13 protein-coding genes are annotated in these 16,715 nt (G+C 60.8%); 9 read left to right on the forward strand and 4 right to left on the reverse strand.

Annotated features, from left to right (window positions below; all coding sequences use genetic code 11):
* Positions 1 to 518 precede the first annotated feature (518 nt).
* From ytfQ to JZY08_RS16600, 5 genes are all read left to right on the forward strand, one after another.
* On the forward strand, positions 519 to 1,478 hold the full coding sequence (ytfQ, locus tag JZY08_RS16580; protein ID WP_003500963.1) for a galactofuranose ABC transporter, galactofuranose-binding protein YtfQ: 960 nt from the start codon (positions 519 to 521) through the stop codon (positions 1,476 to 1,478).
* 306 nt (positions 1,479 to 1,784) lie between these two features.
* On the forward strand, positions 1,785 to 3,311 hold the full coding sequence (locus JZY08_RS16585) for a sugar ABC transporter ATP-binding protein (RefSeq protein ID WP_216332623.1): 1,527 nt from the start codon (positions 1,785 to 1,787) through the stop codon (positions 3,309 to 3,311).
* Positions 3,311 to 4,354: an ABC transporter permease gene (locus JZY08_RS16590; protein WP_216333433.1), complete on the forward strand. Its 1,044-nt coding sequence runs from the start codon at positions 3,311 to 3,313 to the stop codon at positions 4,352 to 4,354. The genes JZY08_RS16585 and JZY08_RS16590 overlap by 1 nt, the downstream gene beginning before the upstream one ends.
* The gene (gene yjfF / locus JZY08_RS16595; RefSeq protein ID WP_082185813.1) at positions 4,351 to 5,331 is read left to right on the forward strand and encodes a galactofuranose ABC transporter, permease protein YjfF; all 981 of its coding nucleotides are present in this window, start codon (positions 4,351 to 4,353) and stop codon (positions 5,329 to 5,331) included. Before JZY08_RS16590 ends, yjfF begins: the two co-directional genes overlap by 4 nt.
* A gap of 18 nt (positions 5,332 to 5,349) precedes the next feature.
* Positions 5,350 to 6,084 carry a FadR/GntR family transcriptional regulator gene (locus tag JZY08_RS16600; protein WP_035220762.1) on the forward strand — a complete coding sequence of 245 codons (735 nt, stop codon included), beginning with the start codon at positions 5,350 to 5,352 and terminating at the stop codon, positions 6,082 to 6,084.
* Between the two features lie 138 nt (positions 6,085 to 6,222).
* On the opposite strand, the gene JZY08_RS16605 is transcribed toward JZY08_RS16600, so the two are convergent.
* Positions 6,223 to 7,494 (reverse strand): glycerate kinase, encoded by a 1,272-nt coding sequence (locus tag JZY08_RS16605; protein ID WP_216332625.1) that lies wholly within the window; start codon positions 7,492 to 7,494, stop codon positions 6,223 to 6,225.
* Positions 7,495 to 7,496: 2 nt separating this feature from the next.
* A complete protein-coding gene (locus tag JZY08_RS16610) occupies positions 7,497 to 7,850 on the reverse strand; it encodes a DUF1304 domain-containing protein (protein WP_216332627.1) in 354 nt (117 codons plus the stop codon).
* A gap of 230 nt (positions 7,851 to 8,080) precedes the next feature.
* On the opposite strand from JZY08_RS16610, the gene JZY08_RS16615 reads away from it, so the two are divergent.
* From JZY08_RS16615 to JZY08_RS16625, 3 genes are read left to right on the forward strand one after another with little or no spacing between them, the layout of a single operon-like run.
* Positions 8,081 to 8,845 carry an ImuA family protein gene (locus JZY08_RS16615; protein ID WP_216332629.1) on the forward strand — a complete coding sequence of 255 codons (765 nt, stop codon included), beginning with the start codon at positions 8,081 to 8,083 and terminating at the stop codon, positions 8,843 to 8,845.
* Positions 8,760 to 10,277: a DNA polymerase Y family protein gene (locus tag JZY08_RS16620; RefSeq protein ID WP_216332631.1), complete on the forward strand. Its 1,518-nt coding sequence runs from the start codon at positions 8,760 to 8,762 to the stop codon at positions 10,275 to 10,277. The genes JZY08_RS16615 and JZY08_RS16620 overlap by 86 nt, the downstream gene beginning before the upstream one ends.
* On the forward strand, positions 10,274 to 13,549 hold the full coding sequence (locus JZY08_RS16625) for an error-prone DNA polymerase (RefSeq protein ID WP_216332633.1): 3,276 nt from the start codon (positions 10,274 to 10,276) through the stop codon (positions 13,547 to 13,549). Before JZY08_RS16620 ends, JZY08_RS16625 begins: the two co-directional genes overlap by 4 nt.
* Positions 13,550 to 13,563: 14 nt before the next feature.
* On the opposite strand, the gene JZY08_RS16630 is transcribed toward JZY08_RS16625, so the two are convergent.
* Together JZY08_RS16630 and JZY08_RS16635 are read right to left on the reverse strand one after the other, a co-directional pair.
* Positions 13,564 to 14,202 carry a bifunctional 2-polyprenyl-6-hydroxyphenol methylase/3-demethylubiquinol 3-O-methyltransferase UbiG gene (locus tag JZY08_RS16630; RefSeq protein ID WP_216332635.1) on the reverse strand — a complete coding sequence of 213 codons (639 nt, stop codon included), beginning with the start codon at positions 14,200 to 14,202 and terminating at the stop codon, positions 13,564 to 13,566.
* Positions 14,203 to 14,260: 58 nt separating this feature from the next.
* Complete coding sequence (locus JZY08_RS16635; RefSeq protein ID WP_035220770.1) at positions 14,261 to 15,199, reverse strand: AraC family transcriptional regulator; 939 nt, start codon at positions 15,197 to 15,199, stop codon at positions 14,261 to 14,263.
* Between the two features lie 180 nt (positions 15,200 to 15,379).
* Here JZY08_RS16635 and JZY08_RS16640 point away from each other — a divergent pair, with 180 nt between their 5' ends.
* Entirely contained in the window at positions 15,380 to 16,597 is a 1,218-nt protein-coding gene (locus JZY08_RS16640; protein ID WP_216332637.1) for an MFS transporter, read from the forward strand.
* Positions 16,598 to 16,715: the final 118 nt, after the last annotated feature.

Consider the following 16,715-nt stretch of genomic DNA (forward strand, 5'->3'; position numbering starts at 1 on the left):
ATGCGGGTCTCCAGCCGGAAGTGGCCAACGGTAAAATATTACGAAATGCGACAAGCTTATGTTGTGCGCAAGGAAAATGGAATCAGCTTCTGGGGATCACGCATAACCGACAGAGCAGGTCCAGACGAGTGGATTTGGACTGTTCGTCAGCCATAGCCGAATATTTTTCGGTGTTTACGACCATGCCGGCGCTGCTCAACGGCCTCTTCCTCCCTGCTTTACCGGATTGCAGCCGGCCCGTGGCCCGGCACTCCGTCACAAGCTGAATTTCTATTTATATTACTATTTGATGCTGCCGTGACCTGTCAAGCTGGATCGAGGCGCGTCGGCGGCGCATTTTTGAACCTGAATCAGCCGGAAAATAGACATACAACCCGTTGATTCATCGTATTTTATGATAAAATACCGACAAAACCGACATGACGCTAATTACGAAACTGCTAAAAAACCCCTTTTCAAGAGTATTACTATATGCTCATACTGCCGCGTCACGCTGACATCATCTCTGGGAGGATAAGATGAGAAAAGCTCTTGCGGCATTCACTGTCGCCGTCTCCGCATGCCTTGCATCCAGTGTTTCCGCGCAATCGCTCACCGTAGGCTTCTCGCAGATCGGCTCTGAATCCGGATGGCGTGCGGCTGAGACAACCGTCACCAAACAGCAGGCCGAAAAGCGCGGTGTCACGCTGAAATTCGCCGACGCCCAGCAAAAGCAGGAAAACCAGATCAAGGCCGTTCGCGGCTTCATCGCGCAGGGCGTCGATGCGATCCTGATCGCGCCTGTCGTCGCGACCGGCTGGGACGCCGTTTTGAAGGAAGCTAAGGAAGAAAAAATCCCCGTCATCCTGCTCGATCGCCAGATCGAAGCGCCGGACGATCTTTATCTGACCGCCGTCACTTCCGATCAGGTGCATGAAGGCAAGGTTGCCGGCGAGTGGCTGGTCAAGGATGTCGGCTCCAAGGATTGCAAGGTCGTCGAATTGCAGGGCACGACAGGCTCCTCGCCTGCCATTAACCGCAAGAAGGGCTTCGAGGATGCCATTGCATCCCATGCCAATATCAAGATCGTGCGCTCGCAGACGGGTGACTTCACCCGCACCAAGGGCAAGGAAGTGATGGAAAGCTTCATCAAGGCCGAGGGCGGCGGCAAGGATATCTGTGCTGTCTATGCCCATAATGACGACATGGCCGTCGGCGCCATCCAGGCGATCAAGGAAGCCGGCCTGAAGCCCGGAACCGACATCAAGATCGTCTCCATCGACGCGGTGCCTGACATTTTCAAGGCCATGGCGGATGGCGAGGCCAATGCGACGGTGGAACTGACGCCGGATATGGCCGGCCCCGCCTTCGACGCGCTTGAAGCCTACCTGAAAGACAAAAAGGAGCCGGCGAAGTGGATTCAGACCGAATCCAAGCTCTACACGGCATCCGACGACCCGATGAAGGTCTACGAGGCGAAGAAGGGCCTGGGGTACTGAGCCATGTCTTCGGAGGAACGGCGCGTCGTTCGCGCCGTTTCTTTTTGCTGAAGAGAGGGAAACTTCTCGGATTCAGTCTGTAGAATGATCGCGTATGAAGCGGGCGGACGCCGCTTGTTCTTCTCCCCGCCGGGGAGAAGTCCGCGGCAGCGGGATGAGGGGGCAAGGGTAGTAGCGATAGACCGAGAGCTAGCCCCCTCATCCGCCCCTTCGGGCCACCTTCTCCCCGGCGGGGAGAAGAAAACAAGCCGCCCCCTACGTGCTCATTCCACTTGATACGAGACCCATTTCGATACGGAACTGCTCATGCCCGAAACCGCACCACTTCTGGAAGCACGCTCCATCGGCAAATCCTTTCTCGGGATCACGGCGCTGGACGGCGTTGATTTCTCGCTCCGGCGGGGTGAAATCCACGCATTGCTGGGTGAAAACGGCGCGGGCAAATCGACGCTGATCAAGATCCTGACCGGGGTTTATCACCGCGACAGCGGTTCGATCTTTCTGGAAGGCGCAGAGATTTCGCCCGCCAATGTGGGTGAAGCGCAGTCGCTTGGCATCGGCACGGTCTATCAGGAAGTGAACCTTCTCGAAAACCTGACGGTGGCCGAAAACCTGTTTCTTGGCCGCCAGCCGCGCCGCTTCGGACTTATCGACCGCAGCACGATGCAGAAGAATTCGCAGGCGCTGCTTGCCCAATACGGGCTTTCCATTGACGTCAACGCGCTGCTTTCCAGCTATTCCGTCGCCATCCGGCAGATCATCGCCATTGCCCGAGCCGTCGATCTTTCCGGCAAGGTGCTGGTGCTGGACGAACCCACCGCCAGCCTTGATGCCCATGAGGTCGAGATGCTGTTCGGGGTTTTGAAAAACCTGCGCGCGCGCGGCATCGGCATCGTCATCATCACCCACTTCCTCAATCAGGTCTATGATATCGCCGACCGGGTGACGGTGCTGCGCAACGGCCGCCTTGTCGGCACACGCGACATCGGCAGCCTGCCGAGGTCCGAACTGATTTCAATGATGCTGGGCCGCGAGCTTCAGCACATCACACACGAACACCAGGCGACCGACGATACGGTTGCCGAGGGCGAGCCGCCGATCCGTTTCGAAGGTTACGGCAAACGCGGCAGCATCGCCCCCTTCGATCTCGGCATCCGACCGGGAGAGATCGTCGGCGTCGCCGGCCTTTTGGGCTCGGGACGGACGGAAACCGCTTTCCTGCTCTTCGGCATCGACCGACCCGATACCGGCATGGCGATGATCGACGGAAAAGCGGCGGCGATTTCGTCTCCCGAAGCCGCGATCTCAGCGGGGTTCGGTTTCTGCCCGGAAGAGCGCAAGTCGGACGGCATCATCGGCGATTTTTCGGTGACGGACAATATTGCGCTGGCGCTTCAGGCGCGTCAGGGCTGGGCGCGTCCGCTTTCCCGAAGGCAGAAGGCTGAACTGGCTGAAAGCTTCATCAAATCGCTCGATATCCGCCCTGCCGATCCTGACCGGCCGATAAAGTTCCTGTCCGGCGGCAACCAGCAGAAGGCCATTCTGGCGCGCTGGCTCGCCACCCAACCCCGGCTTCTGATCCTCGACGAGCCCACCCGAGGCATCGATATCGGCGCACATGCGGAAATCCTCAAGATGATCGAAAAACTCTGTACCGAGGGCATGTCGCTCATCGTCATCTCATCCGAACTGGAGGAACTTACAGCCGTTGCCCACCGGGTCGTCGTTTTGTCCGACCGTCGGCATGTCAGCGAATTGAAGGGCGGCGAGGTGACGGCCGATAACATCATGCGGGCCATCGCGGATGCGGCCAGAACGGAGGCGGCGGCATGATGGTGGCTGTGACACGACGCCTGAAAAGGCTTGCTCCCCAGCTTATCGCCCTCTTCGTCATTCTGGCAGCGATTACAATCGTTTCGCCGGGCTTTCTGCATGTTTCGTTCCAGAATGGCAGGCTCTATGGCAGCCTGATGGACATCCTCGTGCGTGCTGCCCCCGTGGCGCTGCTGACCATCGGCATGACGCTCGTCATCGCCACCAAAGGCATCGATCTGTCGATCGGCGCGGTCATCGCCATTTGCGGAGCGGTTGCCGCCACGCTCATCAGCAATGGCCATTCCATCCCCTCTGTCATCGTCGTCTCGCTGGCGGTGGGCATTGCCTGCGGGTTGTGGAACGGGGTGCTGGTCGCCCTGCTCGACATACAGCCGATCATCGCCACCCTGATCCTGATGGTGGCGGGGCGCGGCATCGCCCAACTGATCACGGAAGGTGTCATTCTCACCTTCAATAATGACGGTTTCTCCGCCATCGGCTCCGGCTCGCTCGCGGGTATTCCGCTACCCGTCATCATCTGGGTGGCGGCCGCGCTGCTGATTGGCCTTCTGGTGCGCAAGAGCGCGCTCGGTTTCCTGATCGAGGCGACCGGCATCAATCGCCGTGCGGCAGCGCTCGCCGGGGTTCGCGCACGCTTCCTGCTGTTTTTCGTCTATGCCGTTTCCGGCCTTTGCGCGGCCATCGCCGGCTTGATCGTAACCGCAGATATTCGTGGCGCGGATGCCAACAATGCCGGGCTGTGGCTGGAACTGGACGCCATATTGGCAGTGGTGATCGGCGGCACCTCGCTGAATGGCGGCCGCTTCTCCATCACCGCCTCGCTCATCGGCGCACTCATCATCCAGACCATCAATACCGGTATTCTGGTCTCCGGTTTCCCGCCGGAATTCAACCTCATCATCAAGGCAGGCATCATCATGGTGGTTCTGACGCTGCAATCACCGGCGATCATGACGGTTCTGGGCTTCGTCAGAACGCCGAAGCCGCACCCGAAACCGGCCGCCGCCAGCAGCATGACCAAGGAAGGAACCGCGCGATGATCCACAGCCGCAACCTTCCTTTCCTCACCACGCTGACGATCTTCGTCATCGCCTATCTTCTCTGCGTGCTGCAATATCCGGCGATCCTGTCGACACGGGTGATCGGCAATCTTCTGACCGACAATGCCTTTCTTGGCATCGCCGCCGTCGGCATGACCTTCGTCATCCTGTCGGGCGGCATCGATCTGTCCATCGGATCGGTCATCGCCTTTACCAGCGTCTTCGTCGCCGTCATGGTCGGCACCTATAATATCCACCCGCTTCTCGCCTTCGCCATCGTGCTGGTGGTCTCGACACTGTTCGGCTGCCTGATGGGGGCGATGATCCGCTTCCTCGCCATCCCGCCTTTCGTGGTGACGCTGGCGGGCATGTTCCTGGCGCGTGGTGCCGCCTATCTCATTTCGACGCAATCCGTGCCGATCTCGCATCCCTTCATCGATGCGATACAGGGCTTTTATTACCGCTTTCCCGGCGGTGGCAGACTGACGGCGCTTGCGATGGTGATGCTTCTCGTCTTTGCCGCCGGCATGCTGATCGCCAGCCGCACCCGCTTCGGCGCCAATGTCTATGCACTGGGCGGCAACCCGCAATCGGCCGAACTGATGGGCGTACCGATCGGGTCAACGACGATCGGCATCTATGCGCTTTCCGGTTTTCTCTCCGGTCTCGCCGGCATCGTCTACACGCTCTACACCTCGTCGGGCTATTCGCTGGCGACGGTGGGGGTTGAACTCGACGCCATCGCTGCCGTCGTCATCGGCGGCACGCTTCTGACCGGCGGCACGGGGCTGGTGGCGGGAACCTTTATCGGCCTTCTCATCCAGGGGTTGATCCAGACTTACATCGTCTTTGATGGAACGCTTTCTTCCTGGTGGACGAAAATCGTCATCGGCGTGCTGCTTTTCGTCTTCATCGTGTTGCAGCGCGCAATCATCTGGTATTCAAACAGGAGACTGGCCGGACCGCATCCGGCATAATTGCAAACGGAGGCTTGCTTGGGGCTGCTCGAAACGACGATAAGCGGACGAAAACGCCGGAACAGCCACGCCCATGTGGTCTCCGAACTCGGCAGCGCCATCGTTTCGGGCAGAATAGCGGAAGGTTCGCTCCTGCCCAATGATGCCGAACTGTCCTTGCGTTTCGGGGTCTCGCGCACCGTGCTGCGTGAAACCATGAAGACGCTGGCGGCCAAGCGGCTGGTGGAACCCAAGGCCAAGGTCGGCACCCGCGTTCTCGACCGTTCAAGCTGGAACTTCTTCGACCCGGATGTGTTGGGCTGGCGCTGCGAAGCCGGCATAGACGAGGAATTCGTCACGCATCTGGCGGAAATCCGCCTCGCGCTCGAACCGGCCGCCGCTGCCGCTGCGGCCCTGCAGGCCTCGAATGACGATATCGTTTCCCTCTACGTGATCGCCGCCAAGTTCGACAATCCGAAACATACGCCGGAGACCATCGCCAAGGTCGATCTCGAATTCCACCTTGCCGTCGCACATATGTCCGGCAATCCCTTCATGCGTTCGGCAAGCGGGCTCATCGAGGCGGCACTCGCCATATCCTTCCAGCTTTCGTCACCGGCAGCCTCGCCCGGCACCATTGCCGAAATTGCCTCCAATCACCTGCGCATCGTGCACGCCATTGCGGCTCGGGATGCCGATGCCGCGGTGAAGGCCATGCGCCACGTGATCGAGGTTGGTAAGGACCGGACGCAGAAGGCGATCAAGGCGCCTTGAGGTCGCCGTGAGACAATGAAATGAGGGTACGCATTGCCGCCCTGCCCTCTCCCCGCGAGAGGGAAGCGAGTCGCAGCGCAGCGCCAGATGCATTTACGTTTGCGGAGGCCAGCATCACGCCAGCATGTTTTCCGCCTCTCACCCGATCAAAATCGCCCTGATATCATTCACATTCGTCAGCGTCGGACCCGTCACCACAAGATCGCCGGCTGCCTTGAAAGCGGTATAGCTATCGTGGGTCACGAGCGACTGACGCGGATCAGCGCCGGCCTCGCGCATGCGCATCAGCGTATCCGGCGTCACCAGCGCGCCGGCCGCATCCTCAACACCGTCAATGCCGTCGCTGTCGCCGGCAATGGCCCATATGCCCTCTGCGCCCTTCAGCGTCAGTGCAAGGCTCAGCAGGAATTCCGTGTTGCGGCCCCCCTTGCCGGCGGGCCCCTTGCCGATTGTCACCGTGGTTTCACCGCCGGAAAGCAGCACGGCCGGGCCTTTGAGCGGCAGACCCTTGCGGCTGGCGGACAGTGCGATACCGGCCATGACGGCGCCGACATCCTTGGATTCGCCTTCAAGGGAATCGCCGAGGATGAGTGGTGTAAGGCCGAGCCTGACGGCCTCATCAGCCGCCGCCTGCAGGGCGAGCGAGGGCGCCGCGATCATCCTGACATCCTCGTCGATATCGCCGGCCTTCGGTGTTTCCTCACCTTTTTCCAGTACTTTGCGCACCGTTTCGGGAAGGTCGAGTTCATAGCGTGAGACGATTTCCCGCACGGTTTTAATGTCGCTCGGATCGGCAACCGTCGGGCCGGAGGCAATTTCGGAGGGGTCGTCGCCCGGCACATCGGAAATCAGCAGCGACACCACCTTGGCCGGTTTGGCTGCCAGCGCCAGCCGTCCACCCTTGATGCGGGAGAGGTGCTTGCGGACGGCGTTCATTTCGGAAATCGTCGCGCCGCTGGCAAGCAGGGCGCGATTGACGGCCATCTTGTCCGCAAGCGTCATGCCTTCGGCGGGGGCGACCATCAGCGCCGAACCGCCGCCGGAAATCAGAGCGATCACCATGTCGTCTGCCGTCAGCCCCTCAACGGCGGCGAGAATGCGTTTTGCCGCTTCCGCGCTCATATCGTCAGGCACCGGATGCGATGCTTCGATGATCTCGATGCGTGTGGTCGGGACAGCATGGCCGTAACGCGTCACCACCACACCGGAAAGATCGACATGCGGCCATGCCGCTTCCAGCGCTGCGGCCATGGCGGCCGAGGCTTTGCCCGCGCCCACCACCACGCATCTGCCCTTGGGCGGAGAAGGTAGGTGGCGTTGCAGCATCTTTGCAGGATCGGCGCTCGCGACTGCCGCCATGAATATCCGGTTGAGGGCGTCTTTGGCTTGGTGGTCGTTCCATGCGGTCATGTTCATACTCCGATCCAGAGCAAGCCGAGCGTCACAAGGGCGGGCAGCGCCTGAATGAACAGGATTTTCATATTGGCGGTGATGGCGCCAAAAATTCCGGCCACCAGAACGCAGGCAAGAAAGAAGACCTTGAAGCTCAGCCCTTCATCGCCCTGGATCAGCCCATAGACCAGCCCGGCGGCCAGAAACCCGTTATAAAGCCCCTGATTGGCGGCCAGCATTTTCGTCTGCCGGGCGAAATCTGCCGAAAGACCGAAGGCCCTGCGGCCGGCGGGCTTTTCCCACAGCAGCATTTCCAGAATGACGATGTAAAGATGGATGGCCGCAACCACGGCAATCAGAATGCTGGCGATCATCGGCGGTTTCCTCCAAAACCCTGATGTCCGTGTCACATCGGTCCTCTTGAGAAGAACGGCAGCGAGCGAACAATTCCGTTTTAACGGCGGGACGAGGCGCTGCAAGGCCAGAATCCTCTCTTCCCGTGCAAACTGTTGATGAGCGGCAGTCTGTTGCTTGACTCTTTGCTGAAATAGGAACAAAACAAGAACAATAGTGATGAATAACCGGAATTGAAACCCGTCATGCCATGCAAAAGCGCGCGGACCAGTTGCTCGTTGTCGAAGAGCTGCGTGAAAGGCTGGAAAGGATCGGTAACGGCCCTCAGCGCCTGCACGAGACCTTGCCTTTCGGCGTGGATGCCATCGACCATCACCTGCCGGGAGGCGGGCTGAAACTCGGTTGCCTGCATGAGGTGAGCGGCGGCGGCAATGGCGCTGCCGATGGTGCGGCGGCGGCCCTTTTTGCGGCCGGTGTGGCAGCAAGGCTGTCCGGCAAAGTTTTATGGTGCGTGACCCGGCGAGATCTGTTCATGCCGGGATTGACGCAGGCCGGGCTGTCGCAGAACCGGGTCATCATCGTTGAATGCCGCGATGAAAAAGGCGTGCTCGACTGTTTCGAGGAGGGCTTGCGCTGCAATGGTTTCGGCGCGGTGATGGGTGAATTGGCGAAGTTGCCGATGAATGCCTCGCGGCGGCTGCAACTGGCGGCGGAAACCTCTGGTGTTACCGGCATCGCCATCCGCCGTTTCCGGCGCGCGGCCGATGCGGCGCTGTTCGGCGAGCCGACGGCGGCGGTGACCCGCTGGCGTGTCGCGGTCCGGCCCTCTTCACCCTTGCCGGTGCCGGGTGTGGGCAGGCCGCGCTGGTTTCTGGAACTTTTGCGATGTCGCGGCGGCGAAAGTGCCGAATTTGAAGTGGAAGCCTGTGATGCAAAGGGTCGTCTCGCTCTACCTGCCGACATGGCCGACGGATCGCTTCCGGCGTCTTTCGGGCAAGGACGCGCCGCCGGTTGAAAAGCCGCTGGTCATGATCGGCCGCCAGGGCAGCCGCCGGCTGGTGCTGGCGCTCGACAAGGCGGCAAAGGCGGCGGGCATCCGGCCCGGCACGCCGGTCAGCAAGGCGCAGGCGCTGGTGCCCGGCCTTCTCGTCGAAAATCTGGATGCGGGCGCCGATGCCCGCGCCCTGCAGCAGCTCGCATTTCACTTCCTGCGTATCTACGCCCCGATCGTCGCCGCCGATCCACCGGACGGGTTGGTGCTTGATACGGCGGGGGCAGACCATCTGCACGGCAATGAGACGCTGATGCTGAGCGGCATGGTCAACCGCCTGCATGCCGCCGGTTTTGCAGCCCGCGCCGCCATTGCCGATAGCTGGGGAGCGGCCCATGCCCTTGCCCGTTTCGGCCGTGAGGAAATCAGCATCGTGCCGCCGGGTGCCCAGCGGACGGTGATCAGTGGATTGCCGCTTTCCGCACTCCGGCTGGAGGAGCGTATCGTGTCAGGCTTGAAGGTGCTCGGCTTCCGTACCATCGGCGAGCTTGCCGAGGCTCCGCGGGCGCCGCTTACCCTGCGTTTCGGCCCGGAACTCGTCCGTCGCCTTTCCCAGGCTTTCGGGGAGATCGGCGAACCCATAGAACCGGTGCGCGTGGCCGAGCTGGTGGAGGTACGGCGCGCCTTTCCCGAGCCGATTGCGGCGGCGGAGACGATTGCCCGTTATACGCAGAAGCTTGTTGCAGGCCTTTGCGCAGCGCTTGAAAAACGCGGCCTCGGTGCACGTCGCGTCGATCTGGTGCTGCACCGGGTGGATAGCGGCCTGCAGGCGGTGCGGGCCGGCACCTCTAGACCGGTGCGCGATGTCAAACAGCTGGTTCGGCTCCTGACCGACCGGATCGACACCATCGATCCCGGCTTCGGCATCGAGATGATGGTGCTGACCGCCACCCAGGCCGAGCCGCTTGTGGCTGTACAGGCCCGTTCCTCGCTTCTGGAGGAAGGCCGTGCGGACATCGCCGATACGGTGGATGTCATCCTCAATCGCGGCCATAGGGTCTATCGTTATGCAGCGGTGGCAAGCGACGTGCCGGAACGTTCCGTTGCCCCCGTGGCGGCGCTTGCGCCTGAGGATACGCTCGGCTGGCCCGGCCACTGGCCCCGCCCTGTCAGGCTTTTTGCAAGGCCGGAACCCATCGAGACGCTGGCGCTGCTGCCCGACCACCCGCCGCGTTATTTCCTCTGGAAGGGCGTGCGCCACAATGTGCGGCGCGCCGACGGGCCGGAACGGGTGTTCGGCGAATGGTGGAAACGCGACCGGGAAAAGGCGGCCGTGCGCGATTATTTCACGGTGGAAAACGAAAGCGGAGAGCGTTTCTGGATTTTCCGCTCCGGTGATGGCGAACATGCCGAGACGGGTTCGCAGGGCTGGTTCATCCATGGGGTCTTCGCATGAGCACGCCGCGTTATGCCGAGCTGCAGGTGACCACGCATTTTTCCTTCCTGCGCGGCGCAAGCTCCTGCGAGGAGCTTTTCGAACAGGCCAAACGCCTTGGCATCGAGGCTTTGGGTATTGTCGACAGAAACAGCCTTGCAGGCATTCCCCGTGCTTATGAGGCGGCAAGCAACCACGGCATCCGGCTCATCATCGGCTGCCGCCTCGATCTGGATGACGATCTTTCCGTGCTTGTCTATCCCATGGATCGCCCGGCTTACGGGCGGCTTTGCCGGCTGCTTTCCGTCGGCAAGAAAAGGGGAGGCAAAGGCAAATGCCGGCTGACATGGGATGATCTCGTGACCTATGGTGAAGGCCTGATCGTAGTGCTGCTCGCCGATCTCGCCGATGATCTCTGCGCGCTTCGCCTGCGGCGATTGAAAGCCGCTTTTGCGGACCGGGCCTATATGGCGCTGAGCCTCAGAAGACGGCCCAACGACCAGATGCGGCTTTTCGAACTGTCTGGGATGGCCGAAGCCGCTGGTGTGCCGACAGTGGTGACCAATGACGTACTGTTTCATGTGCCTGAGCGGCGCATGCTGCAGGATGTCGTTACCTGCATCCGGCATAATTGCACCATCGACGAGGCGGGTTTCCGGCGCGAACGCCATGCCGACCGCTATATGAAACCACCGGAAGAGATGCACCGGCTGTTTGCCCGCTACCCGGAAGCGCTCTCCCGCAGCCTCGAAATCGCGAAACGCTGTAAATTTTCGCTGAAAGAACTGGTCTATCAATACCCTGAAGAGCGCAGCCTGCCGGGGCTAACGGCGCAGCAGGCGCTGGAGAAGCTCGTCTGGGAAGCGGTGCCAGGGCGTTATCCGGATGGTCTGCCGGAGAAGGTGAAAAGGGCGTTGCATCATGAACTTGGCCTGATCGGAAGGCTGGAATATGCGCCCTATTTCCTGACGGTGAATGCCATCGTCCGCCATGCGCGCTCGCTGGATATTCTCTGTCAGGGGCGTGGCTCGGCCGCCAATTCGGTGGTCTGTTACGTGCTCGGCATCACTGCCATCGATCCCGTCAAGGTCGATCTCCTGTTCGAACGTTTTGTTTCGGAAGAACGGCGCGAACCGCCTGACATCGACGTGGATTTCGAGCATCAGCGGCGCGAAGAGGTCATCCAGTGGGTTTATGACACCTATGGTCGCGACAAGGCCGCGCTCTGTTCGGTCGTCACCCGTTATCGCGGGCGCGGGGCGCTTCGCGATGTCGGCAAGGTTTTGGGCCTGCCGGAAGATTTGACCAAACTTCTGTCCTCGCAGGTCTGGCGCTGGAGCGAAGGGGTGGGTGAAAAACAGGTGCAGGAGCTGAACCTCAATATGGAGGATAGACGCCTGAAACTCGCCTTCGAGCTGGCTAACCAGCTTGTCGGCACGCCGCGCCATCACAGCCAGCATCCGGGCGGCTTTGTTCTGACCCATGACCGGCTGGACGAGCTGGTGCCGATCGAACCCGCCGCCATGGATGACCGGCAGATCATCGAATGGGACAAGGACGATATCGATGTCGTCAAGTTCATGAAGATGGATTGCCTGGCGCTCGGCATGCTCTCCTGCATGAAGCGCGGTTTCAACATTCTGGAAGAGCGCTATGGCAAAAAATACGACCTTACCTCCATGCCGGAGGACGATCCTGCAACCTTCAAGATGATTCAGAAAGCCGACACGCTGGGTACCTTCCAGATCGAAAGCCGAGCGCAGATGTCGATGTTGCCACGCCTGAAACCGGCAAAATTCTACGATCTCGTCATTCAGGTCGCCATCGTTCGTCCCGGTCCCATTCAGGGCGATATGGTGCACCCCTATCTTCGTCGCCGTGACAAAAAAGAAGAGGAACATTATCCGAAAGAGGAATTGAGAGGCGTGCTGGGCAAAACGCTGGGCGTGCCGCTGTTTCAGGAGCAGGCGATGCGCGTCGCCATCGAATGCGCCGGTTTCTCCCCCGGGAAGGCGGATCAGTTGCGTCGCGCCATGGCGACCTTCAAGAATGTCGGCACCATCTCCAAATTCCGGCAGGATATGATCGATGGCATGGTGGAACGCGGTTATGAGCAAGAATTCGCCGAACGCATCTTCAAGCAGCTGGAAGGGTTCGGCAGCTATGGTTTTCCTGAAAGCCATGCGGCCTCCTTCGCGCTGATCGCCTATGCCTCCTCATGGCTGAAATGCCATCATCCCGATATTTTCTGTACGGCGCTTCTCAATTCACAACCCATGGGGTTTTACGCCCCGGCGCAGATCGTGCGTGATGCGCGCGATCATGGCGTGGAGGTGCGCCCGGTTTGCGTCAATAACAGCCGTTTTGATTGTACGCTGGAGCCTACGGGCAAGAAGAATGGCAAGGGTGAGGAGCGGTTTGCCGTGCGGCTTGGCCTGCGCATGGTGAAGGGGCTTTCCAACAAACATGCTGCCGATATCGTCACCGGCCGGCAGGATCGGCCTTTCGCCTCCGTCGACGATTTGTGGCGAAGGGCGGGTGTTCCCGCCGCTGCCCTAGTCTGTCTGGCCGAAGCCGATGCCTTTCTACCGTCGCTTTCGCTTGCCAGACGCGAGGCGCTCTGGGCCATCAAGGCCCTGCGGGATGAGCCGCTGCCGCTTTTCGCCGCCGCCGCCAGCCGGGAAAATGCTGTCGTTGACGAGCTTCAGGAACCGGCCGTCGCGCTCAGGCCCATGGCGGATGGCGGTGAGGTGGTGCAGGATTACGGTCATGTCGGATTGACCCTGCGCGAACATCCCATGACCTTCCTGCGGCGCGACCTTTCCCGCCGCCGCATTGTCACCTGCGCGGAGGCGGTGCGTGTGCGGGATGGCACATGGCTGGAAACGGCGGGTCTGGTGCTGGTGCGCCAGCGCCCCGGCTCGGCAAAGGGCGTGATCTTCATGACGCTGGAGGATGAGACAGGCATTGCCAACGCTGTCCTTTGGGTCAAGACCTTCGAAAAATACCGGCGCGTGGTTCTGTCCGCCGGCATGGTCGGCATTTACGGCAAGATCCAGCGGGAGGGCGAGGTGGTCCATCTGGTCGCCCACCGGTTGACTGATCTGTCGGAGGCACTGGCAAGCGTGGGTGAGCGTAACCACTCCTTTCCCCTGCCGCACGGGCGTGGCGATGAGTTTCACCATGGTATTCCACCGGAAGATCACCGTGCAAACAGGAAACATCCGCCGCCTGCCGCCGATGATGAAGATGAGGTGGAGCGGATAAAGGTCATCTCCCGCAACTTCCACTGAGATGAAGGCTTAGCTCATCTTTTGCGCGCCACGATGTAGGGGCGCCTGTCGTTGCCCCTCGTGGCATGGATTTCCGTGGCCAGAATGTCGAAGCCGCCCGCCATTATATGCCGGCCCAGTTCGGTCGCATTGAACACGCCGGCATAGGGTGCCTTGCCGATTGCCCGCATCACCGGCAGCACAAGGCGGATAAGCGGGTTCATATCCCCGACGCAGGGTGTCTTGGTGATCAAAAGCCCCTGCGGGGCAAGCAGGGAATGGATGTGCTGCAATGTACCGGGCAGGTCACGGACCAGATGAAGATAATTGAAACCCAGAACCGCGTTAAACTGCGCAGGGTGAGGCACAAGCGTTTCCACGGTCGCAATGCTGAAAACGAGGTTGGTGAGAGAGCCGGCGGCGTGTTTTCTTTCCTGCGCAATCGCAATCATGTCCCTGGAAATATCCGTCGCAAGATAGTCTTTGACACCGCCTGCCAGCCGGATTGCCGTTGTCCCGGTGCCGCAGCCCAGTTCCAATATACTGTCTTCCGGCCTCAGCAGGCCACGGGTTCGCTCCAGCGTGCGCTCATATCCCGCTTCATCCGCAATCCTGCCTTCGGCATATTTCCGCGCTGTCCGGTTCCAGAAACGGGCGTCGTCGGCAATGCTCATGGTGGATGTTCCCCGGACGGTGTCTCACGCAATATCTTATCCGGCTTGTTTGAAGCTTTTAAGCCGCATCCTCCAGCCCTGCCGTGTCTTTCCTGCGGAACTGGCTGGGTGGTGCGCCGATCACGCGTTTGAAAGCGCGGCTGAAGGAGGCTTCGGAATCGTAGCCGAGTTTTTCCGCCGCCAGCGTCACACGCATGCCTTCGCGCAGCCATAGCCGCGCCTGATGCATGCGAATGCGCACCACATAACGCGCCGGGCTCTCCCCCACCACGCGGGTGAAGCGTTCCGCAAAACTGGACCGGGATGCGCCCATCAGCGAGGCAAGCTCTTCCACGCTCCAGTCCTTTTCGGGGGTGAGATGGATCGCCGCCAGCACCCGCCCAAGTTCGGGATTGCGCACGGCGGCAAGCCAGCCGCTGGAATCGCCGCAGCCATGTTCCACCCATGTGCGGATCAGGGTCGCCGTCAGGACATCGGCAAGCCGTGCCAGAATGCCCCCGGCGCCAACGCGGTTCAGTTCCACCTCGCGCGCCATGGCTTCCAGGAGATGCGGAATGGCCGGATCGCTTTTGGCAAGATCGCTGGTCAGCATCACATCCGGCATCAGCTGCAGCAGCGGATGCAGATTATCCATGTTGAAACGCATCGAGGCCGTGAACGCCACCGTGTCGCCGCCGGCGCTGGCGCATTGCATGTCGAAAATGCCCTGGCACACTTCCTTTTTGCCGAAGCGATCGAACAGGGCGGGCGTCACACCCTCGCCGCTGCCCAGCACATGGGCGTGGCCGCGGGGCAGAAGCACCGCATCGCCACATGTCAGCGTCAGCCACTCCCCGGAAGGTTTCTGCAATTTGGCCTGTCCCACGCCAATGAAATGAAATCGCGCCGCCTCCTGTTCGGGAAAGGCCGTCGCCCAGGGCGTAGCCATGCGGCAGCGGCCATATTCGACGCCGTCAAGCCTGAGACCTCGCAGCATTTCCGTCAGGGCATCGTTCATGACATCTCACAAATTCGGACGTTTAGTTAAGGAATAAGGATTTTCTAGCATGGAAACGCCAGCCTGTCACGCATAGCTTACGACCATCGATTTGCAGGCGATGGACCGGCCTCCCCCGGTCTCGTCGTTTTGCCATTCCGTTTCAGAGCGTATTCCCGCAATGCGCATCAGGAGATTTTCATGAATAGCCGGACAATCAACGAACTTGAATATACGCCGCGCAAGACAGAGCCGGATGCGAAATGGGCCGCCGTGGTTTCGCTTTCACTCGGCGTCTTCGGGCTGGTGACGGCGGAATTTCTGCCGGTCAGCCTTCTGACGCCACTATCGGCCGATCTTTCCATCAGTTCCGGCATTGCCGGCCAGTCCATCACCGTCACTGCGCTGGTAGCAGCGGTGGCTGGTCCCGGCGTCGTCATCGGCACACGCAGCATCGACCGCCGCTGGACCCTGCTTGGGCTTACCACGCTGCTGATCATTTCCAGCACGCTTGCCGCCTTTGCCAACGGTCTTTTCATGCTGTTTGCATCACGCGTTCTGCTCGGCATCGGCCTTGGCGGTTTCTGGGCCATGTCGGCGGCGCTGGCGCTGAGGCTTGTTCCGCTGGATAAGATGCCACGCGCCATGGCCATCATTCTGACAGGTGTTTCGGTTGCCACCGTCTGCGCCGCCCCCGTGGGCGCGTGGATAGGCGCGACACTTGGCTGGCGTGCGGCCTTCGTCGTTGCCGGCGTGCTTGGCGTCATTGCACTTCTCGTGCAATTGCTCACCGTTCCGTCCCTGCCGCCAGCCGGTGCGCCCGGTCTTGCCACCATGTTCCGGCTGCTGCAGCGCCCACAGGTCAGGATCGGCCTTCTGACGACGCTGTTCATCGTCGCAGGTCACTTTGCCGGCTTCACCTATGTCCGCCCGTTCCTCGAAGATGTGCCGCACCTTGGCGTCGAAGCGATCTCGCTGGTCCTGCTGGTTTACGGTATCGGTGGCTTCTTCGGTAATCTCTTCGGCGGTTTCCTCGCCGAGAAAAACACGGCATGGGCGGTGACGTTCGCCGCCACCCTGATCGCCGCATCCGCCTCTGTTCTGGTGATTGCCGGCGCATCGCCCCTTGTCGCTGGTCTCGCCATCGCCTCCTGGGGCTTCGCTTTCGGCGCACTTCCGGTCAGTGTGCAGAGCTTCATCACGAGGGTCGCTTCAGACGAGGCTGAAAGCGCCGGCGCCCTGCTGCTCACCACCTTCCAGATCGCCATCTCCAGCGGTGCGGTTCTGGGGGGCCTGCTGATCGACCTTCAGGGCGCAACCATGGTCTTCGTCTTCGTGGCCATAGCGGCACTCCTCGGCGCATCGCTCATGGCATCCCGCCGTGGCGTGGTGCCGCAGGTCGAAGCCTCGCAAATATAAGATGCTGGTTGAAGAAAAGGACCCGCACCGGTGCGGGTCCTTTGATTGATAAGCCACTGCTCAGCGCCGGAGCCCCAAAAGGCTCGCAGCGCACTTCCAATCCGGGCCGGGCATGGAG

The organism is Rhizobium sp. X9 (genome assembly GCF_018873185.1).
Classification (GTDB): domain Bacteria; phylum Pseudomonadota; class Alphaproteobacteria; order Rhizobiales; family Rhizobiaceae; genus Agrobacterium; species Agrobacterium oryzihabitans.